A 23,623-nucleotide genomic window follows, 5' to 3' on the forward strand; every position below is an offset into this window, starting at 1 on the left:
ACACAATAAGTCGTTTGGTTTCGCTCGACTTATTGTGTTTTTTAATTTAATCAACAGCACAGTTAAATCTATTTGTCTATCGTGACGTCCTTGCTTTAGAATGTTTTGGTTTTGCCCCTGGCTGCCATTTGCCCCAACGAGCTAACTTCTGTTCTACAATAGCACCGTGCCAGTATTCAACTCTCATTTGTTCGGCTTCTCTCTTTGCAGATGCTGTCAGATCAGACGTGGTAACTAGCAAAGTAAGGATACAATCGTGATTTCGTTTTGCTCCAACGAGTTCTCTTACCACGGAAACGCCTACTGTATTATGATCAGCATAACATTTTGCTTGCACAGCTGTCTTTTCGCCCCGACGATCAATGATGACCAAATCAACTCCCCCATCATTCCCACCAATGCCAACCTCACGCACCTCATAACCGTTATCACGAAAATATAACGCCAGCAGTCTTTCAAACTCGGCACCTGACAAATCCTTCAGTGAACTAGACAAAATGACGTGATCTTCTCTAAATTGATTTTGTTTATTTTTATTTTTAGGTGGGGAATAGTTCTTTTTTATAACCGAACCTTTCCTTTTACTTCCTTTTCGTACTTGAGCTTTATTTGGAAGCATAATTGTTATTAATACTACTGCAAAAATAAATAATAATGTCAATCCAATAAACATTTGAGTGATACTAAAACGATCTACTAATTTGATAATGGTATCATAACTGATAACAGATTGGTAAATAATTGCCATCATTCCGCCTAACGCAACCAATTTCACAATAATCTCAGGCATCCATCTAAATAATGTTATGTACAACATTATACCTACTACACCATACAAAATTAAGCACATGAATATAAAAATTAATGGTGAAACTAATGAGTCATTCAATAATTGTGTAGCATTCTCCATTCTTCGGACTCCTTCTGATTCAAAAGTATTAGTTCTTTATCCATTCCATTGATTCGACATAAAATACCATATTCCTTCGTTAATGTATATTTATAAGACTCAACTTTCTTCAGTAATAAACATAAATATAATTATGTAAACAATTGAAGCTCGAACTCATTTCATTCGAACTTTTTTATCCTTTAACCATTGACCGTCAATTCAATGTAAATTTACCATCATAACAAAAAAGCCTGCTGCCTGAGCAGCTCGACGCATATGCGCGCAGATGTTCCCAGCAGCAGACCCTATTTAGTTAACCGCCCGCTCCAGCCAAATATCCTTGAAGTCGATCCAGCCAAGCGAGTTGACCCCGACCCCTTTGATATGGGGATTGTAGAAGGTGTTGAGCTTTTTGTGCAGCAAGAAGATCACGTGAGTCTCGTCTCTCAGCTTCCTCTCGATGGCCATCCATTCCAGCCAACGTGCGGCGGGATCCTTCAAGGCGAGCGCGTCATCGATTTTACTCTCGACCCATTTCAGCAGCTCAGGAGCCATATGCTCCCTCAGGAAGTTGCCCGTCTGCTCGAACAGCTCGATCATACAAACCTCGTCTTCTGCGAACACAACGCAATAAATAAGGCCGTCCGCAGCCTGAATCACTCCCTTCTCCCGGATGCTGAGCCATGTCTCTACTTGAACCTCCAGCTGAATGCCATAATGGCCCAATTGTTTCTGAAGCCACCATGCATCCTGCACATGAATGCCATAAGTGGATAGACGAATCGTCTCCCCTCTATACCCTGACTCTTGCAGCAGTGCCATCGCTTGCTCGACATCAGTACGCTCGCCGCTTCGATAAGACTCCTCGCTTGGATAGAACCCGCTGGCGGGATGAATACGATCCTCGCCTAAATCCCCAATCATCCGGCGGCGGTCGATGAGCAGATCGATAGCCTTGCGGAACGCCGGACTATTCTGTGGACCTGTTTTGCCCAAATTCCATGTCAACAGGCTGCATCCGTTGCATATAAATTCAATCTTCTGCCAGCCTTGCTCCAGCTGCAGTTCACGCAAATCGTGGTCGACAATGAGCTGCTCCCAGCTTTTGGCGTAAATGATCGTATCCTCAGGCATACTAACGATAACTACACCATCGAGATGCGCACGCCCTTGGAAGTAATGAGCGTTCGCAGCCATGACAAATCTATCGTTCCGCCATTCCACATAACGGAATGGTCCCGTTCCTACAGGATGGGTCCAGAATTGATCGTCCTGCTGCACCAGATCATGAGGCACTATCGACATGCCTGGCGAACAAAGATAACGAGGCAGGAGCCAATTGGGAGCAGCCAGCTTAATAAGAACCGATCGAGGGCCCATTGCCTTCACTTCAGCAAAGGAACGGACAAACCAGCTGGAGGCGCTGTCATGCAGCCGCTTGAAGGAAAATACCACATCCTCCGCAACAAGCTCCCTCCCGTGATGGAATAGCACGCCCTTCCGCAGGTGGAACGTCCATTCTGTTCCGGTGGAATCGTGCTCCCAAGCATGCGAGAGAGAAGGCACAACCTTCCCTGCATCCTTGTCATATTTCACAAGGCAATCGAACAGCTGCTTTACCATATGCGCGCTGAAGGCGTAATAAATATGCTTCGGATCAAGTGTCAGAATGGGGCGATACACAGGCAAGCGCAATATATCCGCTTCCGCATCGTCAATCAGCTCCGTTCGACAGCCGAAATGGCTGTTCATCCATTCTACGAATTGATGCCTGACGCTTGTGCCTTCACCGTATTGGTCTATGGCTTCGAACGCCTGCTTGTATTCGCCCTTGGACGCGTACAGCTGAGCTAGCTCAAGCAGCTTCTTCTCCTTCGGGATGAGAAAAGTCATTCGTGAGCGATTGCCCCTTCCCCTGCCTGCCATCCAAACGATAAAGCCTTCTTCCTGAAGCTTATGAACGATAAGCTTGACGTTGCGCTGCGTACAGAACCATATATCGGCAAGCTGGTCGAGTGATACCTCGATCGGTTGGCCGCAGCCTTCCGAATCCGCTATGGCGTTATACAGGACCAGATACTTTTCATCGATTAGCATGAAGCCGCCCTCCTATTCCGGGAGTTGACAAAAAGGGGAAATAATTAATCCAGATTATACTCTTTTTCTTCCTTTTTTGCGAGCGCATAATGAGGTCAGGGGAACAACACGGGAGATGATAAAGATGCTGTTACAGGAGTTTGTACACCACCACAAATGGAAGGAACACGAAGCGAAGTGGCAAGCCAGAGATAAGCGCGGAGAGTTTGCAGAGGGCGATCAGTCAGCAGCTATCCCATCTTCGCCAGCTAGACGATTAGCTACGCACTCCAAGTCATGGCTCCATAAAGCGGTTAATTCACATATCAGGAGATGAAAAGCATGTATAAAGCGATAGAAATCATACCAATGACCGAGCTTACGGAGCAGCAAGTACAAGACCTGTCTACACTGCTCATCGATGTCGTCCAGGACGGAGCCTCTATCGGCTTCCTGCCACCGCTTTCGTTGGAGGAGGCCATCCCATATTGGCAGCATGTGCTGGAGGCCGGCACACTGCTATGGACAGCTTATGTTGACGGCAAGCTAGCCGGAACGATACAGCTTCAGCTCGCCTCGAAGCGAAATGCCTTGCATCGCGCCGAAATCGCGAAGCTTATGGTTCACCCTGATTTCAGGCGATTAGGTATTGCCAGAAGGCTCATGCAAGCCGCTCATGAACGCGCTGAGATGGAGCGACGAACATTGATCGTGCTGGATACAAGAGCTGGGGATCCATCTAACTTGCTTTATGTAGCATTGGGGTACAAGGAGGCTGGAAGAATACCGCGATTCGCCATGTCAGCGTCTGGTGAGCTGGAAACAACCATCATCTATTACAAAGAATCGCATAATAAAGGGGTATAAATGGTGCGATGCCGCTCATCCTAACATAGCTGGAGGTGATGAGCATGGCAGGCAGAAAGAATAAGCTCGACAATACAGGACCAGCATCCACCCCTTCGCGCCTCGATCAATTCGGCGAGAAGCTGGCGGATGACACGCAAGCCTCTCCGAAGCAGGTCCGTACAAGCGAGAAGCCGGCTAACTAAGCCAGCAAGGCGGTGCATGATACCAACAAGAAGGAGTGTGGACCTCCTAAGGTTCACACTCCTTCTTATTACCCAAAGAAATAGCTGATGTAGATCATTAGCAGAAGTCCAATGATGAATGAATAGGTAGCTGGACGTTCATACCCGTGACTGTGTGATTCTGGAATCAGCTCCTTGTAGACAATGAACAGCATGGCGCCTGATGCGAATGCCAGACCGAAGCCGATTAATGCTTGAATATAGCTGGCGGTGAAGTAACCAACAACCGCGGATACCATCTCCATCAGCCCCGTTGCGGTGACAATCAGCAGCAGCTTCAGCTTGCTTACCTTGGACTGGGTGAGGAAGACGGCCAGCACCAGCCCCTCCGGCATATTCTGGGCGCCAATCGCGATCGCCACCATCGGGCCGAGCCCCTCATTTGCGCTGGCATAGCTGAAGCCCGTGCTCAGCCCCTCCGGAATGTTATGGATGAACAAAGCGAACATGACGAGAAGCGACTTGGAATCAAACGCGCTGATGCCCCGCTTCTGCTCGACATCGATGTGCGGGATATTCTTTTCCAGCAAATCCAGTACAACGACACCTACTATTACGCCTAAGGTAAGCGCCACAATGCCGGATTCATTCAACGCCTGCGGCAGCAGGCCGAAGGTAGACGCGGACACCATGATGCCTGCAGTGAATGCAATCAGAATATCCTTCCACTTCTCCGATAATGAACGTACGAATAACAGCGGTATCGCGCCTAGCACAGTGGCCATCGCGGATATGAAGCTGCCAAGAAGAGCTGCTGTCATGGAAGATCTCTCCCTTACTTTCTCAGTGACATCAGAATGCTGAGGTCGCGTTCCTGTTGGAATTTGGCGGCGTAGCTGTCCGGTCGATTACGTTGCAAGACGTCAATGGCCTCTCGAAGCGACAGCCAGCCCACCTTCAATCCGCTCGCATTCGCTTCCTCTGTCAGCTGAGGCATCTTAAGTTCAGCGGTATACGCATACGTGAATTGCACAAGCTCATGCTCGTCCTGGTATTCCACAACAAGCCCGACTTCGTTCAGGACCCGGATCGGAGCCCCAAGCTGCCCCATAGCCACTCTGCTCAAAGCCGCGTCCAGCGTCTCCTGACCCTCTATTCCGCCGCCCAGCAAGCTGCCAATAGGGCCATCACCGTTAGGGATGAGCGCTACCTGACCCTGGGCATCGAATATGACGCCTCTAACAGACCGACCTAGCCAAACCTGGTTGCCATGTCTGCGAGAACCGGCATCTCGTCCGCTCAGCCCCAAATCCCGCTCATAGATTTCTCGTACAAAATCCATCTTACAATAGCCCCTCGCTCCTGATATGGCAAATATAATTGGTTTCCCTCATTATATCCAGCTTCTCTACAGAACATCAAATCTCCACGATTATACCTCTTTCAGACTAATCCTGATAGTATACGGGGCAAAAAATTATGATTTGCAGCTAGAAGGATTTTGTAAATTGACATCGTATTATTGGGAGTGGCACCAAAAATTAGATTATCGGAAGGTGGAACACGTTTGTTAAGTCAACTAGGCAAGCTATGTATGGCAAGCGTAATCGCAGCAGCCGCGTTTTCTTGGAGCGCTCCTGGCATGACGCATGCGGCGATTACTCAGAAGCTCGACAAGGGGCTGGAGGACGAAATTCGGGAAGAGCTGGGACTTCAGACGACGGAGGCTGTTACGGAGGATGAGATTAACATTCTGACACAGCTAACGATTAATGAAGGCCAGCATATTAACAGCTTGCATGGTCTTGAGGAAGCTTATTTTCTAAGCAGCGTCCTTATCTTCGACGCTCATCAGAAGCTCGACCTGACAGCCCTTGCCCAAGTGGACAGTCTGAGTCTGCTTGTCATCGATCGCGAAGCATTAAGCAAGGAAGGGCAATATGTCGTAGATCAGCTGGAGAACAAAGGTGTGGCAATCGTAGATCTTGACCCTTCCGAATTCGAAGACAATGACGCGATTGAGGTGTATATTGACGGTGAGCTGGCAGAATTCCAGATTGAACCCGTTATTATAAGCGGCTCGACGATGGTCCAGTTCCGCCCGCTCTTCGAGCAATTTGGCCTGGACGTCGGCTGGGACCAAGCAACACGCACCGTAACAGGCACGAAGGAGAAGCTGGAAATCGAGCTGGTGATCGACAGCAAGACCGCATCCGTCAGCGGGCAAGCCATTACGCTCCCGACAGCTCCTAAGATTATTTCCGGCAATACAATGGTGCCCCTCCGATTCATCGGAGAAGCAACAGGGCGCCGCGTGAAGTGGGATGGCGAGACGCGAACGGTATATATCGACAGCACGGTGGCCTCATACAATCTCGGCTATTTGTATGCCAATGACACGGAGTATTTCGGAGAGGAACAGAATGGTGTGCCTCACGGCAAAGGACGGTTGCTGCATAAGGGCAAGCTGTTCTACGAGGGCGACTTCAAGCTCGGTGTAATCGAAGGCAGCGGCATTATGTACGATGTGGAGGATAGCAGCTCCTATTACGAAGGCCAATTTCTGAACAATCGGTTCCATGGCCAAGGCAAGACGATATATAGCGACGGCTCATATTATGAAGGTCCTTTCATTAATGGTATGCGCGAAGGGAACGGAAGGCTTCTGAATGCCGACCACTCCCTGAATTATATCGGCATGTTCAGCCTGGACGCATTGAATGGCAAAGGCACATATCACTTTGACTCTACATCGTATTATGTTGGTGCGTTCGAGGATGGCGCCTTGGAAGGCACAGGCAAGCTGTATACCAATGGCAAGCTTCAATTCGATGGCATCTGGCATGACAGCTACCGGGCAATCGGCAGGGAATATTATGATGGCAAGCTCGGGTATCAGGGCTATTTTTACGATAATGTACAGCATGGCCAGGGCACCGTCTACTCCACGCAAACCGGCAAAAAGTATTACAGGGGGGGAATCAAGGACGGTCTCATTACAGGTGTCGGCGTCATCTATCTGGATAATGGCGATCGTTATATCGGCGAGGTCTATAATAATTTGTTTGATGGCTACGGCTTCATCAAAGACCCTGACGGCAAGATCTTTAACCTGGGCTATTGGGAGAACGATGAGTATATCGGCGAGGACCCTCCTCCGGTTACGGAAGAGAGCACCATCAAGTCACTTTCCAGAGCGGCACAGTTCCAATATATCGACGGCTATTACGACAATGATTACGACTTAACCTCCAAGGAAGCTATGTTCATCATCCAGCTTCCGACCAAGGAGCTGCTGGAGCTCTTCCAGGGCTTGTCCAAGGACAACAAAGCCAAGTTCATCAACAGCTTCGTTCAGGCTCGCTGGGGGCATGTCCTTGGCGTAGACAACTGCTATGTATATGTCATGCACACAGAAGACATTTACGCTAAAGCGACCCTCACTTATGACATGGCAGACAACGCTGTTCAGGTAACGGAATACCCGTTCGGCAACGGCACGATCAAGAAATGAACAAAAGGTCCTGCTTCATCCCTCGGGATAAGGCAGGACCTTCTGCTATGCTTCTCCTTGCTCACGGCTGTAACGCACAACTTCCTCGTAGGGCAGCTTCCCGCCGAATATATCAAGCGCACTGCCGATCGTGAGATCCAGCTTGCCTCTCGACAAGGCTACAAATCGTTCCATATCGGCAATGGATCGGGCGCCGCCTGCGTAGGTGGTCGGTATGGTGACCCACTCTGCCAGATCGACAACCAGCGATTCCTGAATGCCGCTCTGCTTCCCTTCTACATCCACCGCGTGAATCAGAAATTCGTCGCAGCAGCCTTCCAGCGCCCGGATATTAGCTTCGTTCACCTCGAAATCGCTGAATTGCTTCCATTGATTGGTGACAACAAACCATTTGCCGTCCTTCTGCTTGCAGCTCAAATCAATAACAAGCCGTTCCTTGCCCACCTCGGAGAGTATTCGCTCCAAATTGGAAGTGTCCAGCTGACCGTCTCGGAAAATATAAGAGGTTACGATGACGTGAGAGCCCCCGTGCTCCAAATAAGCCGAGGCGTTCTCAGCCTTAATGCCTCCTCCAATCTGGAGTCCGCCGGGATAGTGACGAAGCGCCTGCTTTGCCGCCTCCTCATTGCCAGGTCCAAGCATGATGACGTGTCCGCCCGTGAGCTTGTCCCGCTTGAACAATTCCGCATAATGGGCGGAATCATAGGTAGATACAAAATTTTCGACAATCGTCTCGTTTAACGTCTCTCCTACAATTTGCTTCACTTTGCCGTCGTGCAGGTCAATACAGGGTCTGAATTTCACCGTTGTTCCTCAATTCTTCTCATCAAAGTAAGTAGACTGGCCACTAGCTCTTCTCATTGTGACATAGAGCGCAAGCCTGCCGCAACCCCTTCTTGGGCTGATGGCGCGTCTAGGACTCCTGATAGAAGGTCATATGCTCCATCTCCGACCTGAAGTACTCCAGACGATCCGCCAGCGTGCCGGTATGCAGCTCGAACATATGCCCGTCAGGGTCCACGAAATAAATGGACTTCTTGTCCTTCTCATGACGCGGCCTGCCCGAAAAGATTTCGACCTGAAGCGCTTCAAGCCGCTCGAACATCTGCTCGAACTCCGCCTCTGAGATGGTAAACGCGATATGTGTGTAAGTGCGCGGAGAGGACTGTCTGCCTGCAATGTCTTCTTCATTGAGAGCGATCCAAATCCCGTTCAAATCGAAGTACGCCAGCTTCTTCCCCTTCACCTTCAATTGTGCGTTGAATACATTCTGGTAGAATAAGATCGATTTCTCCAAGTTAGATACCGAAAAACATAAATGATTGATTGCTTGAATGTTCATACCCTCACAATCTCCAATCTTTAGTGAAAAGAAAAGCCATGAGCATTTACATGACTTCCATGATTATACAACTAATTGGGAGGATGAGGAAGTACTTAGATTATATTTTTCTAGTTTTCGTTTATGGTTCCTATCGAGATCAGGAGAATGCGGGGACCAGCTGCTCGAAGATGAAGGCGCGAGAGTGGATCGCATCGTTCCGTTTCGTAATCCGTTTGCGAACGACGATCGTAAGGCGCAGGTCTGGAATATTCATCAGGTATTGACCGCCATGGCCGAAGGCAAAGTAACAGTCCGCGCAGCCATTGTGCTCCTGCGGCGATACCCACCAATGGAAGCCGTAACCACCGTAAATCGGCGGCTCGTAATGCGTTAACGCGCGATGCCTGAGCGACGTGGCAGCGATAATCCATTCCTCAGGCAGCAGCTCCTTGTCCTCCCAGCGTCCCTGCTGTAAATAGAGGATGCCGAGCTTGGCCAGGTCCTGGCCGTACAGCGACAGCCCGGTGCCGCCCTCGCTTACGCCGAGCTTCTCCGTCCATTTGGCAGCACGAAAACCAAGCGGCTCGAACAGGCGCTCGGTCGCGTATTGCAGCGCTGACTGTCCAGTTGCCTTCGTCAGAATAGCCGACAGCAGATGCGAGCCGCCGGAATTGTATGTAAACGCCTGCCCCGGGGTATGAATAAACGGTCGCCCCAACGTGAAGGCAATGGGGTCCTCTGCGCTGCGAAACGCCTTGTAAGGCTTATCGAAGTCCGGCCAATCGAAGCCCGGCGTCATAGTCAGCAGATGCTCAATTGTAATTTGACGCAGCGAATCGCTATCGCCCTCTCCCCCGCCAGCTTCCAAGAAATCAACAATCGGCTGCTGGATGCTCCCTATATCTCCCCGGCTCACCGCAATACCGATCAGCGTAGACAGCACGCTTTTGGTACAGGAGTAGAGAGGTCCAGCTATGTCCTTGCCGCCTTCATGCCATTGGTCCTGCAGCCGCCCGTCGCGATACACCAGATAGCTTCTTATTTTATTTTGCCGCGCTATCTCTTCCATTCTCTGCTTCAACAGCATATCCAGCCCTGCTTTCTTCCATCCTGCTGCTGTTAGGACACGCAGACGGACGCTTCCTCTTCACGCGCCCCGTACCTATAGTGATACAAGCTGTGTCTAACGCATATTCTGGTTATATAAGCTTCCCTCTCACCCTCGGTCTTCATCCAAAACTCCCGGTCTTGGAACAGCTCCACCAATATACGCTTGGCCATGTCGCACGCTTCGGACTCATCACCCAGCAGCTTGAGGCAAAGCGTATATACAAGAGGCTCGCAGGCTCTGAGGTCCGCTATTTTTTGTTGAAATATAGCCATGCTCCATTCCGCTCCTTCGTCAAGCCAGTAAGCTACCTTTCATTATAGCTCCCAAGCTTGAACAAATAGTTACGAAATAGTTAAATTGTGGACCAGACCTCCGACTTACGACCTCGAGAGGTAGGCACAGAAGTGGAACTATGTTACCCTAATTAAAGATTACCAATTAGAAAGCGTGTTGAAGCATGGGATATGACCTGTTAATGGATTTTATAGAGCAAGTCGGCTATGCGGCCCTGTTCCTAGTGCTTTGTCTAGGGCTAATAGGGCTTCCCATACCGAATGAGGCGGTTGTCATGACCGGCGGCGCTTTGTCGGCGGCTGGCACTTTGTCTCCCGCTCCAGCTTTTATTATGACCTTCCTGGGCATATGCTCTGCAATGACCTTTGGCTATAGCATCGGGAGGTTCGCTGGCGCCAAGCTGTCCACTTGGTTTCAGAGCAAAAAGAATGTGGCCCGCTTCCTGCTTCGCTCCGAAGAGCTGAGCCAGCAATACGGCGGGTATGCCATCAGCATCAGCTTGTGCCTGCCGTTCCTGCGACATGTGACGCCTTACGTCATGGGACTTAACCGGATGAAGTATACAAGGTTTGCCCTGTTCGCCTATCCCTCCGCCTTGGTATGGACATCCATCTACTTCATCATCGGTACGTTTGTCGGGGATGGGGTAGAGCACATCGCTGATCTGATCTATGAATACGGACTGTGGTTCCTTGGTATCGGATCGGCCGTAGCAGCGGGCATTGCCCTCTACAGGCTTAAGCGCCCGCGCCCCAAGAAGCCAGACGGGCAGGAGCCGTTTCAACGCTCCCTTTAGTCATGGAGTATGCAATGATGAAAGCCCGCTGCCGCGATCCTTCAGGGATGGCTGCAGCGGGCTTCTCCATGTTCCACGCTATTGCTCCAACTTCGCTTTCGCCGCCTCTACGAGCGAGTCGAACAGGTCATCATTATCCTCCAGCTCATCCTCCAGCGCCAGCAGCTGCTCTTCCTTGCCAGACTCGTGCAGGAAAAACAAGCCGTAGCCCCACTCCTTGCCTTTTTTGCTGTGCAGCGTAATCTCATATTGATTGTCGTGGCCCTCGACCCCGAACTGCACCTTGCCAACATAACCGTCTTCCTTGCTGTAGGTCATAGACGCATCCATAATGTCAATCCTCAAGCCAATTCCCTCCGCATCCATTATCACAGGCTTTGCCGCGTTTATCCTAAGTAGGATAGCATAGCCTATGTACCAGCGCAACAGGCTACAGCGAGCTCTTCTTGGAGGTGCTTCGGACACGGCGATACACCAGGATGGCACCGATTACAGCGGCTGCGGCAAGGATCAACGTCCACACGCTCAAGCCCCCTTGCGTAGCTGCTATGCCGCCTGGCGGCTGTGGCGGGATGGAGCCTGCTCCAAGCTCCGTCAAATCCTGCCCTGCAGAGCTGAGTGCCGTTGTGCGGCTGCATAGGCTCACTTCGAGCGAGTCGCTTCGCTGATGGGCATACACGACATAGGCTTGACCCACCTCGAAGGCGAAGCCGCAGCTTGCCGTGCTGGCGCTGGAGATAACCGAAAGCTTGGACGCTACCTTGCCTTTCCACACCTCATCAACCTGGAACTCCCAGGTGACGGGGTCCGATGACGACCAAGCCAGCCACTTCGCGGGCTCGTCACGCCTCGTGACGGTTCCTTTGAACACCGCGTCGCTGTTCTCCTTCGCCTCCTCCACACCAGGATTCATCGCGCAGGAGCAAGCGTATGCTGCCTCCGGGCCCGCTGTAAAAGCACCTGCTCCTACAAGAAGCAGCAACCCTATGGCGATCCAACCTTTGATAGACATCACAATATTCCCCCATTCTCTCTGTAAAAAAGCTCCAGCTAGTATGAAGACGCTCGCCAAGAGCAAAAGGTTACCCTCTCCCTTCAAATTACACAAAAAACAGCGAATTCGATCACTCGAATCCGCTGTTTTCTAGAAAGTGTCCTAGCTCTCGTAGGTTCTGGCAGGCTCGGCTTCCTTGGAGCCGCCCGGCCAGAACGCGGCCTTGCCCAGAATGGCTGTAATCGCCGGAACGAGGAACGGTCTGACGATAAATGTGTCCATAAGCACGCCAATCGCGGTAATAAGGCCGAACTGAACGAGCACCTGAATCGGCAGCGAGGCCAGCACCGCAAAGGTTGCGGCCAGAATCAAGCCAGCGGACGTGATGACGCCGCCGGTCTCGGCAACGCCTTCCTTAATCGCTTGAAGCAGCGGCATGGTCTTGCGCTTCTGCCAGATGCTTGAAATCATGAAGATGTTGTAGTCCTCGCCCAGCGCGATGAGGAACACGAAGGCATAGAGCGGAATCGAGCCCTGGATCGCGTCCACGCCCATGCCATAATGAAGAATAATCCAGCCTAGCCCAATTGCAGCCACGTAAGACAGCAGTACGGTTGCGATCAAATAAACTGTGGCTACAATGGAGCGAAGATACAGCAGCAGGAGCAGAGCGATAAGAGCAATGACCACCGGAATGATGACCCGATTGTCCCGATCCGACAGCTCCTTGGCATCGTATTGGCTGGCTGTTTGCCCTCCAATCCATACATTGGCTTCCGCGTCCGCGACGCCAGCGCTAGCCAGCGAGCCAGCGGCTGCTTCGCGCAGCATTGGAATGGCAGCCATCGCCTCCTGGGAATACGGATTAATGGCGAAGATGACGCTGTATGACGTGTATGCGGGATCAACCGTGCTGGCCGTCCCCTCTGTCACCCGCTCCACATGCTGAACGCCGGACAATGCGGCTTGCAAGGCAGCGGGATCCCCTGCACCTCTTGCAACGACAGTAACAGGCGACAGATCGCCTGGCGCAAAATCATCAGCAATGACATCGAAGCCCTCACGGGAAGGCATATCTTCCGGGAAGGAGGACAGCAGGTCGTAGGTATACTTCGTCTGCGTCGCGAAGCCGGCTAGCGAGCCCAGCAGGATCAAGCAGATCAGCGCGACTGTCCAAGGACGCTTGACGACAAGCTCGCCGACCTTGGCGCCGATGCCAGGACCGGATTTTTTGGCCGGTTTGGACTTCCCCTTCTTAGCGCGGCGCTCCCGCTCCATCTCCTCTGTTCGGGGGATAAACGGGAAAAACGATGCGCGTCCAATGATAGCCATTAACGCAGGAATTAGCGTGAGACTGGCGATCATCATAATAAGGATCGATAAGCTGAACGGCACAGCAAAGCGCTCATAAGCGCCGAATTTCGCAAGCAGCAAGGCGAACAGCGACAAGACAACGGTTAGACCGCTCATCAGAATGGCGCCAGAGGAGCCCTTGAACGCATGCCCCAGCGCTTTCGTGCGATCCGATTCACGCGTCAGCTCCTGACGGAATCTTGTAATGAAGAACAGGCAATAATCCGTACCGGCACCGAACAGCAGCACGGTCATAATCGCTATGGCCTGAGAGTCGACCGTAATCCAGCCTTCACCGGCCATCCAGCCGAGAAGCGGGCTTGTTACAAGGTATGCGAAGCCGACCCCGACAAGCGGAATAATGGCGAGAATCGGTGAACGGTAGATCAGCAGGAGCAGCACCAGAACAAGAATGACGGTTGCCAGCAGCAATACAAAATCCGCATTCTTGAACAGGGCGGTTGCATCAACCGATATTCCCACTGGGCCGCTGATCCGAACGCTCAGGTCGGCGGCGTCATCCGTCGCCACTGCGAACGGGTCGCTGCCCGCAAGCGCTGTGACCTTTCCTTGGATCCATTCCATATGTTCCTTCAGCAGCTCCGTCTCTGTGCCCTCCTCGAAGGCAATCGGCAGCACGAGGGTGGCGCCGTCCTCCGAGGCGAATTGCGCGAGCGCAGGCGGCGGCATCTGATGAAGGGGAATCAGCTCTCCCTGTCCTTCGAGCGGCTGAGCCGTCAGCTCGGCCGTCAGCTTCTGCATAACCTCATAATCAGCCTGCGTCAGTCCGCTCTCCCGATGCCAAACGACGAGCGCTGGAACGCCGGAAGAGCTGGGGAAATATTCGTTAATCATCGCGTCGGCAACAACGGACGGGCTGTCCGGCTCTAGATTCGGCGCGTTATTTTTTTCTTTTTCCCCTACGGCGGGAAGTGTGATGGTCAATAGGACCGCGGCTGCGATCCAGACGAGGACAGTCACCCATTTTGATAGTTTACCCGCAAATAGTCGACCAGCTTTTTCTAACACTTGCGATTCCTCCGTTTCCATTCAAGGTACATTTCGATTAAAATAGATAGTGACCGCTATTTAATTATATATACCGGAAGGTTAATTATTCAATCCTTAATTTTGAAAACTTTTTGAATGGAGGTTTTGCGTTGACTAAGCACCATGATCAACCAAAGCGCAGACCTGGCAGACCAAAAGCGACAGGCCCGTCCCAGACAATGGTTCAAATATTGAGAACCGCATCCTTCCTCTTCATGGAGCAAGGCTTCGAGAAGGTGTCGCTTGAGAACGTCGCGCAAGCCTGCGGTGTGACCAAAGCGAGCGTCTATTATTATTTCAGCAATAAAGCCGCTCTGTTCACGGAGGCGCTCCTGTTCGTCCTGAAGATTGCGCATGACCAGACCGCCTTGATCGTGAACGGCTCCGGCCCTCTGCGCGACCGTCTCCTGGAGGTAGCGAAGCGGCATATGGGCAACGCCCATATCGACTTCGAAACGATGATGCGCGAGGCGAGCACAGAGCTGTCGGAGGAGCAGGCGGCGCGCATCCGCGATGGCGAACAGGCGCTGCACCGGCTGCTTGCGGAGGTGTTCCAGAGGGCTATGGACGAAGGCGAGATCACACCCTTCGATCCCATGCTGCTGTCTCATATTTTTACCGCGATGCTTACGGTTCGCAATCGCAAGGAGATTGTGAACGATTTGCAAACTGTGGGACAAACCGCCGAGGAAATCGTACAATTGCTATGGAGAGGCATTGAGCCTCGATAGAAGCATGTTGATGGAGGAGGTTGTCCCGTTGCTTAGAACGGCTATTGGTAGGCTTCGCGTCATTGGCTGGCTGGAAGGCATGTCGTTCCTTATTCTGCTGCTGATCGCGATGCCGCTTAAGTATTGGGCTGGCATCCCGCAGGCGGTCTCTGTTGTCGGCGCCTTGCACGGCCTTTTGTTTGTCCTATATCTTCTGGCTGTCCTGCACGTTACGTTCGCTCATCGCTGGTCGTTCCTCAAATTCACTCTCGCCTGCGCGGCGTCCGTCCTGCCCTTCGGGCCGTTCGTGGTCGACCGCAAGCTGCTGCGCGACTAGCCTTGGCGATCCAACTACAAAGAAGCATCCCAGCCTCCTTCCGAGGCCTTAAGGGATGCTTTTTGCTTTTTGTTCCTCCTGATGAGGACAAATACCTTCATCGGAGCTTGGCGGGTGAACCGCTAGTCCGCGGCTTCCTCTGCCCACTTCGCAAGCAGCGGCGTCCGCTCCCCGCGGTATAGCAGCTTCAGCTTATGAAGCGCTCTCGTGCAGCCGACATATAACAGCTTCGCGTCAATCTCGCTGTATTTGTCTGCTCCCCCATCTGCAATCAGCACAGCATCAAACTCCAGCCCCTTGGACAAATAGACGGGCACAACCGTCAAGCCTCCGCCATATGCGGGCTGCTTGCTCTGCACAAGCGAGACCGCTTCGCCCTGATCCAGCAAATAACGATAGATCTCTTCGCATTCCCTGGCCGTGCGCCCGATGACGGATATGGTGTCATAGCTGCCGGCTTTGTGCCATTCCCTGACGGTCTCTCCGATTGCGGACAACCACCCCTCATCATCCGTCTGAACGGCGGTCGCGGGATCGCCGCTACGGAAGACGGGTACTGCCGGCTTCACGCCGCCAGTCATTCCGCCTAATAGATAGTTCGCGAACTGGATAATTTCCATGGTGGACCGATAGCTTCGATTCAGCTCGAAGAAGGCTGTATCATCCTCCGCGAACAGCTCCATCAGCTCATGCCACCGACCGATGCCCGCATAGGCGTGAATGCCCTGCTGCAGATCGCCAAGCACCGTCATGGATGGCGTCCTCTGGCAGAGGCGAAGCGCCTCCAGCTGGAAGGGCGAATAATCCTGCGCTTCGTCAATGACGATATGGTCGAACGGAGAGGTCCTTAGGCCGTACAGCTTCAGCTGAATGTAAGCGAGGGGCGCTAAATCCTCAGCGGCCGCCGATCCCGCCAGTAATCTGTCCGATGTGGCTTTGGCTAGCGGCTTCGGAACGCCTTCCAACGCCGTCTTGCCCTTGAACAAGGAAGCATACAGCTGGAGCGCTGTGAAGGACGGTATTTTTTTGACAAAGGAATTCAGCTTCGCAAGCGCGGCCGACCGCTTCTTCTTATCCGCGACGCCTCGGTGCTTCAGCTCCGACTCCAGCCAACGCTTTATCCGGCTCACCAGGCGATCTCGCTTCACCATGACCGTCTCATCGCCATAATCCGTCTCATACCATTCCTTCATCATGGCCGGCGTCAGCGTGAAGCCATCCAGCGGGACAAATGCCGTCTCCGGCACGATACGCTCCTCAAGCGCAATCAAGCGCTCGTCAATAGCGGCTTTGAAGGCAAGGCTGCCCTTCCATCTGCCCGATGAGGCTTCGATGTCCGCCAGCGTGCGAGGCTCCTCGAACCAATAGGCCATCGTCTCGGAGGGATCAGCCAGTGTGACGGCATGCTCCAGCAGCCCAAGCGCCCAATCGGCGAAGGTTGTCTGGCCAATGTCGCCCACACCCAGCTCCGGCAATACGCCGGATATGTAATCCAGGAACATCCGGTTTGGAGCGAATATCATCATACGCTCGGCGCGTATGCGGCCCTCATATTGATACAGGAGGAACGCGAGACGATGAAGCGCAACAGTCGTTTTACCGCTGCCGGCTACCCCTTGGATAAATAAAGCTTTGCTGCGGTCCGCCCGGATAATCCGGTCCTGCTCGCCTTGGATGGTCGAGACGATGTCGCGAAGCTTGTTGTCTTTATTTTCGCCCAGCCGGTAGAGCAGGAACTCGTCGGACACGCCGCCTTCCTCTTGACCCCGCACATAGCTGTCGACCAGCCTCACAATTTCGCCGCTGCGGATCATGAAGTTGCGCTTCAGATGCACATGGCCCCATACGTCGCCATCCGGCGAGGTATAGCCCGCCAGCTCCTCGCCGCCGGTGAAGGAATAGAACATGCTGGCGACAGGCGCGCGCCAATCGACGACCAGGAGCTCGTTGCTGCCGTTGCGGGCTACGCCGGCTTTGCCGATATACAGCGGCTTCGGCTCGGCATGCTGATCCCCGCTGCCATCCTCAGGCGTCTCCTGGAAATCCAGTCGGCCGAAATACGGCTCCTTCCTGGCGACCTCCAGCCGGCCCTTCCGTTCCTCGCGCTGCAGATCGAGCATCTGCTCCGTGAAATCCTGCCCCGTGTAGCGGGGACCGATGCTTCGGAGCTGCGCCTCGATATCCCGGAGCGCTTCTTCCAGACGCTCCTGCTCTTCCTGTTGTATCGTTTTTTCCATGACCGTTCCCTCCCAACTGTAAAGAGCCGAGCCCTTCCCGGACTCAGCTATGTGAACAAATGCGGTACTTACAGCGGCATCGCGCGTCAGGCTTTCCTCTTCATTAGTCGTTCATCGTCCATATGGCCGTAATCGCGATAATCGCCGTGATATTCATGGCGACGAGATAAGGAATACCCTTTGTAAAATTCCGATGCTGCGTCTTGTGCCGCCACAGCTTCATGCCATACCAGACGCCGATAGCGCCCCCCACAGCTCCCAGCACAAAAAATCTCCGCTCCGGCACTCTTCTTCTTTTCCGCTTGGCGGCTCGTTTGTCGAGTCCCATCAGCATCAGCGTATACAAATTGATAACTGCCAGATAGGCGTAAATCCCGTAAAGCACCGACATATCGAATCCCTCCTCAGTCCCTCCGCCTATGAGCGGGGTCTAGGCTTCGCGCGGTTCGTTGCGGTCGCCTCGTATGGATTGTCCGGCCAATAATGCTTCGGATAACGGCCTTTCAGATCCTTCTTCACCTCGAAATACGTATGCTCCCAGAAGCTGGCGAGGTCCTGCGTCACCTGCACAGGGCGCTGCGAAGGCGATAGGAGATGAAGAGTAACGGGCAGCCGTCCTCGCGCCAGCCTCGGGGTTTCCTTCAGCCCGAACAATTCCTGCAGCCGAACCGCGAGCACAGGGGAAGCGGGATTGCTGTAATCCACTGGAATGCGGGAGCCGCTAGGCACTTGAATATGCGTAGGCACCTCCACATCCAAATCCTGAGTCTGCTTCCAGCTCATCATCCCGGCAAAAATCTGGCCCATAGACAGCCTGCTCAGCTCGCTTAAGCTGCGAATGCCGAATATATGCGGCTTCAACCATTGCTCCAGCGTGTCCATCAGCGCCTGCTCCGATACATCGGGCCAATCGTCGTTCCCGCTAAGGCGCATGAGGCGCATCCGCGACAGCAGCATAGAGGCGCCCTTGCTGATGGGCAGCGCCCCCCAGCCCTTCTGCCTAATGCCGAAGAGCAGCTTATCCGCTACTTGCTCCGGATCTGGACGCTCCAGGGGGCTTTCGCTTAGAATCAGCGCGCCCAGACGCAGTCGTCGACGAGCGCGGACAGCCCCTGCGCCGCCGTCCCATTCCACCGCTTCCTCGCGGGTCAGATAGGCTGACAAAGCATATTCAAGCTCCTGCTGCTCCAGCGCCGCCGCCAGTCGAATCCGCCCCTCGGAGCCCCCGTCGTCCAGCTCGCAGACCACCAGATACGGGAAGCGGGACAACGGCTGCAGCTCAGGGAGAACGGCGCCTCTGCCGCTGGCCAGCACATATCTGCCGTCCGCCCTGCGCTGGGCGACACGATCCGGGTAGGCAACCGCCAGCATGGCGCCGATAGACCTCTCTTCAGCGGAGGCTGAGCGTTTCGTCTCCGCATCGCCGCCGGTCATACCCTCCAGCAGACGCCGCCACTGCTCAGCCTGCGCTTGCACCCGCGTAATAGAAGCAGCGTCTCCGGCATTGCCCCTTCGCAGCGCCTCCAGACGCAGGGACATATCCACATTGCGCTCCGCCCCAAGAATATCTCTGTCGCTGAGCAGCGCAGCCAGCTCGCACGTTAGCCTCAGCGTCTCGCGTTGGTGCGAGAACGCGGCCAGCATCGCGCCAAGCCGAGGGTGAATGCCGAGCCTAGCGATACGAACGCCCAGCTCCGTCGCTTTGCCGTCCTCGTCGATCGCGAGGAGCTGGCGAAGAAGCGCCAGCGCGCTGTCATAAGCGGCTTTGGGCGGCGGTGTCATCCACTCCAGCTCCGACGGATCGCGCACACCCCATATGGCCAGCTCCAGCGCAAGTGGAGCCAAATCCGCATCCTCTATCTCTGGCCGGCCTTGCTCAGGAAGATGCCGATGCTCCGCTTCGGTCCACAGCCGATAGCAGACGCCAGGAGCCAGCCGTCCCGCACGCCCTCGCCGCTGATCCGCCGATGCCTGCGATACGGGCACCGTCTCCAGCCGGCTAAGCCCCGTGCGCGGGGAGAAGCGCGGCACCCTCATTAAGCCGCTGTCAACGACAATACGAACGCCCTGCACCGTTAAGCTGGACTCCGCGATCGAGGTAGCCAGCACAACCTTGCGCTCCCCCGTCTGGCAGGGCGCAATAGCCGCCGACTGCGCTTCCAGCGGCAGGCTGCCGTGAAGCTCGGCAATCCGTACGCCTTGCGGCAGACCCGACTGCGTCAGCCATCTCGCCGTTCTTCGAATTTCGCCGATACCAGGCAGGAACACCAGCGCATCGCCCTCCTCGTTCCGGAGCGCCTGAAGCACAGTCTGGCCGACCGCCGCCTCCAACGGAGCGCTGTTTCGCACCTGCGCGAAGACAGTAGTCACGGGGAATGTCCGTCCGCTGCAATGAATGACTGGCGCTTGACCCAGCCGCTCCGCCACAGGCGCGGCGTCCAGTGTTGCCGACATGACGACAATGCGCAGGTCATCCCGAAGCAGCGCTTGTGCCTGCAGGCACAGGGCAAGACCCAGATCGCCGTGCAGATGACGCTCGTGAAATTCGTCGAACAGCACAGCGGCGACGCCCTCCAGCGCAGGATCGGCTTGGAGCATGCGTGTCAGAATGCCCTCCGTCACGACCTCAATGACGGTTCGCGGACCGACCTTCGCGTCCATTCGGACGCGGTAGCCGACTCGCTCGCCAACCTTCTCTCCCAGCTCGGCGGCCATATAAGCGGCTGCGGATCTCGCAGCAAGCCGTCTGGGCTCCAGCATGATGATTTTCCCTTTGCCGCCGATCCCATTCTGCTTCAGCAAGGCCAGCGGCACTCTCGTCGTTTTGCCCGCGCCGGGCTCCGCAACCAGCACCGCGTTGCCGCCCAGGGCAAGCGCGTCCATCAGCTCTGGCAGGACATCGTCAATGGGCAGTTGTTTCATCGTTGATTTCCCCTTCGCACATTTCACTTCATCAATCGAATCATCTGTACAACGGGACGTTGGTCTCCGCTTAGCCTCATTTCCTTGCTGAGCAGCTGAGACGAGCCGTCGCCGTCGAGGAAGATGCCGTCCGCCAGACGTCCTCCGCCTACAGCCTCCAGAATAGCCTCTCGGAACTGCACAAGCGTGCCCTCGTTCTCGCTGACAACCAGATACAGATTGCCAAGCTCGTCATAGACAGCACCTGTTCGCAGGCGCTCCTCCTCCGGAAAAGGCGCATGTTCGGCCTCCATCTGCCGCAGCCACTGATCGTCGCTTCCGATGCTCATGCTGATGCCGCCCTGCGCCCAGAAGCGGGAATGATCCTTCACCCGCACCTCCTCCGCCTTCGATACAACCTGCACGCTTAGCGAATCCGACGCGCCGTCCCATACGAGAGTGCCGCGAGCGTATTTCACATTCTCGCTTCCGCCGCCATAACCGTCGCCATTCACGGGATGTCCATTCACCACGCCCATACTTAATAGAGCGCCCTCGTAAAAGAAACCGCCGTTCACCCCCACCTTGTCCGTCAAGGTGACATTGCTGTGGATGGCCTCCAGCGTCACATAAGCCGGCTTGGTCACAAGCGTATGAAGCTTCATCCCATTGGACGCCTCCCTATATTCGTAGCGGTATTGCGTAATCGCCTCAAGCGGCGCGGAGCTGTCCGGTCCCCGGCTTGTCAACGAATAGAACAGGACGCAGAATACTGCGCCGAGTCCCACAAAGGTGATGAATAAAATTATGATAACCCGAAGCAGCCCCTTGCGGCCCAGCCGATCATCTGGACCGGGAGTGCCGGGACCATGGGAAGCATTTGCTCCATTGCTTCTATGTAACGTCATCCAGCTAGCCCCCCTTCTCCGAAAAGTTCAAGCTTTTTATTTTACCGCTTCCATAGCCCTATTGTCTACTGGCGTAAAGCAGACATCGCCGCTCTTCCTCCAAGGGAAGAGCGGCGATGCGGATATTCCTTATTTGGCCCGATCGTCAAGCGGGTAGAAGATGAGATTAATCGGGAAGGCCGAGCCCGCAGGCGGGCTGAACTCGATATCGAGGCTCTCTTCCTTGCCCGTCGTCTTCGCCAGGATGATCATGCCGTCGAACGCGGTCAAGACGCCGGACGCCGGCACCTTCACCAGCTCTCCGTTTATTTTGAACGGACCCTTGAAGGGACCGCCCTTGGCCAATATCATAATCGCCATCTTGCGCGGCTTGTCGGAATGAATCTTATAGACGGTGCCGTAGTTGCCGCTCAGTGTCGCCTCCGTGCCGCGCTGCGGGTCAAAGCCCTTCTGGAACGGGTCAATCTTGCCGTCGCCAAGCACCAGCTTCATCGGCTTCTTCAGACCGGCTTCCGTCAGATCCACCTTCCATTGGAATCCGGCGATCTGGAAGGTACCGCGAATATGGCCGTTGAATGCCAGCTTCTTCATGTCCAGCATCGCCGCGGACACCCTCTCCGCCGCCGCGAACGTGAATTGCACCTCCCCGTCCGTCTCCACGTCGTACATCAGATTCACGCCCGAGCCGGGATAGAAGTCCGGGAATTGCTTGTAGATAAACGTCGCGCCGGCAGGAATGGTCATGAGCTCCTCCTCGGTATCGTCCATCAGATAATCAACCATCGCCTCGCTGCCGATCAGATGGGCGTAAATGGAAGGGTACACCTCCCCTTTGTTCGTCGTCTTGATCGTCACCGGCTTGTCAGACAGGTTTGTCGCAAGAATGCCGAAGCTGACCGTCTTATCGGTGCCATTGAGATGATCCGCGTACAGCCGGCCTTTGCCGTTAATACGGTCCTGATACAGAATGCCAAGCTCCTCGAACGTCTCCGGGCTGTCGCTTAGCAGCAGCGTGCGGGACTTGTCTTCGGTCACAGCCTTCGGAAGATCGGGAAGATTCAGATAAGAGCCATACAGCGTCTTCCAATCGGTTGAGATATAGCCGCCGGCCGGCTTCATATAGAGAGGGTATTCCTGCTCGCTGAGATACACCTCGTTCGTCACGACCAGCTCCTTCGTAAACGGGGCGCTCTTATGGCCGTGCTGATCGGTAGCGACAAGCGTAACGGGATACGTGCCGGGCTTGAAGAATACCTCCTCCTTGCCCGTCCACTCCAGCTTCACGCCCTCCGCATCGGGATCGTAGCTGAGATTGATGTATTGAATGGGTTCGCCTATGCGATACGTCGGCTTGCCGAACGTAAATTTGGCTACGGGAGCCGAATTGTTCAGCTCGGGATTATAATTGCCTGCCGGCTTGCTCACATGGGTCACATCCACACGCCGCAGTTCATGATTGTACGTGTAGGTGGCGCCCATATAGTCGGACAGCCACGTCAGCTTGATCATCAAGCGGCCATTCTTGAGCGCAGCCACATCGTCGAACGGATATTCATAGCCGCTGACCCATGCTTTTTTGTTCACTGTATCCAGCAGAATTTCATGCTCCGGCGTCTCCATCAGAATGGTGCGGGTAGCCGCCTGCCACTCCACCTTCATACCGAAGGCGTCTCCCAGAAACTTGGCAGGCACGAAGGTTTTGCCCTTGATTGTGACAGCAGGTGAATCCAGCGTGACTTGCTTGCCATTAAGAAAGGCTTCCTTGTTGTCCAAATAAAAGATCACGTAGTTCGTTCCCAGCGTTGGCGAGTCCTGCGCGTCCGCGTATGAAAGCGGGGCAGTCAGCAGCATAGCGGACAGCAGCACGGCGGCTGCTTTTCTCCTCGTGCTCTTTCTTCGTTGCAGCATGCTCTTACAACTCCTCTATCTATCTATAATCGGGGCATCGCGAACCGTCGCTGGACGGCTCCCGGACAAGCCCACACCTATAGACGCTCAACATATGGAAAAGTTGCAGGCTAATTCCCTTTATTTTTTCCATGCCGAACCAGGGGCAACCTACTCCGTATCTTCCATCGTTGCCCATTCCGAACCA

General features: G+C 54.1%; 22 protein-coding genes. 6 read left to right on the top strand and 16 right to left on the bottom strand.

The features are described from left to right. Window positions 1-76 precede the first annotated feature (76 nt). Complete coding sequence (locus AB1S56_RS13175) at window positions 77-910, bottom strand: restriction endonuclease (protein WP_340868862.1); 834 nt, start codon at window positions 908-910, stop codon at window positions 77-79. A 291-nt stretch (window positions 911-1,201) separates the two neighbouring features. Next, window positions 1,202-2,989, bottom strand: coding sequence for an ABC transporter substrate-binding protein (locus AB1S56_RS13180; protein ID WP_340868861.1), 1,788 nt, complete (start codon window positions 2,987-2,989; stop codon window positions 1,202-1,204). Between the two features lie 321 nt (window positions 2,990-3,310). Here AB1S56_RS13180 and AB1S56_RS13185 point away from each other — a divergent pair, with 321 nt between their 5' ends. After that, window positions 3,311-3,835 carry a GNAT family N-acetyltransferase gene (locus AB1S56_RS13185; protein ID WP_340868860.1) on the top strand — a complete coding sequence of 175 codons (525 nt, stop codon included), beginning with the start codon at window positions 3,311-3,313 and terminating at the stop codon, window positions 3,833-3,835. Window positions 3,836-3,879: 44 nt separating this feature from the next. After that, the gene (locus tag AB1S56_RS13190) at window positions 3,880-4,020 is read left to right on the top strand and encodes a hypothetical protein (RefSeq protein WP_340868858.1); all 141 of its coding nucleotides are present in this window, start codon (window positions 3,880-3,882) and stop codon (window positions 4,018-4,020) included. A 68-nt stretch (window positions 4,021-4,088) separates the two neighbouring features. Here the strand turns inward: AB1S56_RS13190 and AB1S56_RS13195 are convergent, their stop codons facing one another. After that, window positions 4,089-4,820: a ZIP family metal transporter gene (locus tag AB1S56_RS13195; RefSeq protein WP_340868856.1), complete on the bottom strand. Its 732-nt coding sequence runs from the start codon at window positions 4,818-4,820 to the stop codon at window positions 4,089-4,091. Window positions 4,821-4,834: 14 nt separating this feature from the next. Beyond that, window positions 4,835-5,341 (bottom strand): NUDIX domain-containing protein, encoded by a 507-nt coding sequence (locus AB1S56_RS13200; protein ID WP_340868854.1) that lies wholly within the window; start codon window positions 5,339-5,341, stop codon window positions 4,835-4,837. Between the two features lie 225 nt (window positions 5,342-5,566). Between AB1S56_RS13200 and AB1S56_RS13205 the strand changes: the two genes are divergently transcribed. Next, complete coding sequence (locus tag AB1S56_RS13205) at window positions 5,567-7,513, top strand: stalk domain-containing protein (RefSeq protein WP_340868853.1); 1,947 nt, start codon at window positions 5,567-5,569, stop codon at window positions 7,511-7,513. Window positions 7,514-7,558: 45 nt separating this feature from the next. Here the strand turns inward: AB1S56_RS13205 and hisA are convergent, their stop codons facing one another. The 4 genes from hisA to AB1S56_RS13225 form a co-directional block, all read right to left on the bottom strand. Beyond that, window positions 7,559-8,317, bottom strand: a complete 759-nt coding sequence (hisA, locus tag AB1S56_RS13210; RefSeq protein ID WP_340868851.1) for a phosphoribosylformimino-5-aminoimidazole carboxamide ribotide isomerase — start codon at window positions 8,315-8,317, stop codon at window positions 7,559-7,561. A gap of 109 nt (window positions 8,318-8,426) precedes the next feature. Further along, the gene (fosB, locus tag AB1S56_RS13215) at window positions 8,427-8,855 is read right to left on the bottom strand and encodes a metallothiol transferase FosB (protein ID WP_340868850.1); all 429 of its coding nucleotides are present in this window, start codon (window positions 8,853-8,855) and stop codon (window positions 8,427-8,429) included. Window positions 8,856-8,994: 139 nt separating this feature from the next. Next, window positions 8,995-9,924: a serine hydrolase domain-containing protein gene (locus tag AB1S56_RS13220; RefSeq protein WP_340868849.1), complete on the bottom strand. Its 930-nt coding sequence runs from the start codon at window positions 9,922-9,924 to the stop codon at window positions 8,995-8,997. Window positions 9,925-9,956: 32 nt separating this feature from the next. After that, entirely contained in the window at window positions 9,957-10,220 is a 264-nt protein-coding gene (locus AB1S56_RS13225; RefSeq protein WP_340868847.1) for a sigma factor, read from the bottom strand. A gap of 203 nt (window positions 10,221-10,423) precedes the next feature. Here AB1S56_RS13225 and AB1S56_RS13230 point away from each other — a divergent pair, with 203 nt between their 5' ends. Then, window positions 10,424-11,038 carry a DedA family protein gene (locus AB1S56_RS13230; RefSeq protein ID WP_340868845.1) on the top strand — a complete coding sequence of 205 codons (615 nt, stop codon included), beginning with the start codon at window positions 10,424-10,426 and terminating at the stop codon, window positions 11,036-11,038. 78 nt (window positions 11,039-11,116) lie between these two features. On the opposite strand, the gene AB1S56_RS13235 is transcribed toward AB1S56_RS13230, so the two are convergent. The 3 genes from AB1S56_RS13235 to AB1S56_RS13245 form a co-directional block, all read right to left on the bottom strand. Next, window positions 11,117-11,383 (bottom strand): hypothetical protein, encoded by a 267-nt coding sequence (locus tag AB1S56_RS13235; RefSeq protein ID WP_340868843.1) that lies wholly within the window; start codon window positions 11,381-11,383, stop codon window positions 11,117-11,119. Window positions 11,384-11,468: 85 nt separating this feature from the next. Further along, on the bottom strand, window positions 11,469-12,050 hold the full coding sequence (locus AB1S56_RS13240) for a hypothetical protein (protein ID WP_340868841.1): 582 nt from the start codon (window positions 12,048-12,050) through the stop codon (window positions 11,469-11,471). A 144-nt stretch (window positions 12,051-12,194) separates the two neighbouring features. Next, window positions 12,195-14,435, bottom strand: coding sequence for an MMPL family transporter (locus AB1S56_RS13245; RefSeq protein ID WP_340868839.1), 2,241 nt, complete (start codon window positions 14,433-14,435; stop codon window positions 12,195-12,197). A 110-nt stretch (window positions 14,436-14,545) separates the two neighbouring features. On the opposite strand from AB1S56_RS13245, the gene AB1S56_RS13250 reads away from it, so the two are divergent. Continuing rightward, the gene (locus tag AB1S56_RS13250; RefSeq protein ID WP_340868837.1) at window positions 14,546-15,166 is read left to right on the top strand and encodes a TetR/AcrR family transcriptional regulator; all 621 of its coding nucleotides are present in this window, start codon (window positions 14,546-14,548) and stop codon (window positions 15,164-15,166) included. 28 nt (window positions 15,167-15,194) lie between these two features. Beyond that, window positions 15,195-15,482, top strand: a complete 288-nt coding sequence (locus AB1S56_RS13255; RefSeq protein WP_340868836.1) for a DUF3817 domain-containing protein — start codon at window positions 15,195-15,197, stop codon at window positions 15,480-15,482. 122 nt (window positions 15,483-15,604) lie between these two features. On the opposite strand, the gene AB1S56_RS13260 is transcribed toward AB1S56_RS13255, so the two are convergent. The 5 genes from AB1S56_RS13260 to AB1S56_RS13280 all read right to left on the bottom strand — a co-directional run bounded on the left by AB1S56_RS13260 (window position 15,605) and on the right by AB1S56_RS13280 (window position 23,436). Further along, entirely contained in the window at window positions 15,605-17,719 is a 2,115-nt protein-coding gene (locus tag AB1S56_RS13260) for an ATP-binding domain-containing protein (protein WP_340868835.1), read from the bottom strand. A gap of 103 nt (window positions 17,720-17,822) precedes the next feature. After that, entirely contained in the window at window positions 17,823-18,110 is a 288-nt protein-coding gene (locus AB1S56_RS13265; RefSeq protein ID WP_340868834.1) for a DUF1294 domain-containing protein, read from the bottom strand. A 26-nt stretch (window positions 18,111-18,136) separates the two neighbouring features. Then, entirely contained in the window at window positions 18,137-20,641 is a 2,505-nt protein-coding gene (gene hrpB / locus AB1S56_RS13270; RefSeq protein WP_340868832.1) for an ATP-dependent helicase HrpB, read from the bottom strand. A 23-nt stretch (window positions 20,642-20,664) separates the two neighbouring features. Further along, window positions 20,665-21,528 (bottom strand): hypothetical protein, encoded by an 864-nt coding sequence (locus AB1S56_RS13275; protein ID WP_340868831.1) that lies wholly within the window; start codon window positions 21,526-21,528, stop codon window positions 20,665-20,667. 129 nt (window positions 21,529-21,657) lie between these two features. Then, a complete protein-coding gene (locus AB1S56_RS13280) occupies window positions 21,658-23,436 on the bottom strand; it encodes a stalk domain-containing protein (protein ID WP_340868830.1) in 1,779 nt (592 codons plus the stop codon). Window positions 23,437-23,623 lie beyond the last annotated feature (187 nt).

The sequence above is a fragment of the Paenibacillus sp. PL2-23 genome, from assembly GCF_040834005.1.
In the GTDB taxonomy this organism is placed as follows: Bacteria; Bacillota; Bacilli; order Paenibacillales; family Paenibacillaceae; genus Pristimantibacillus.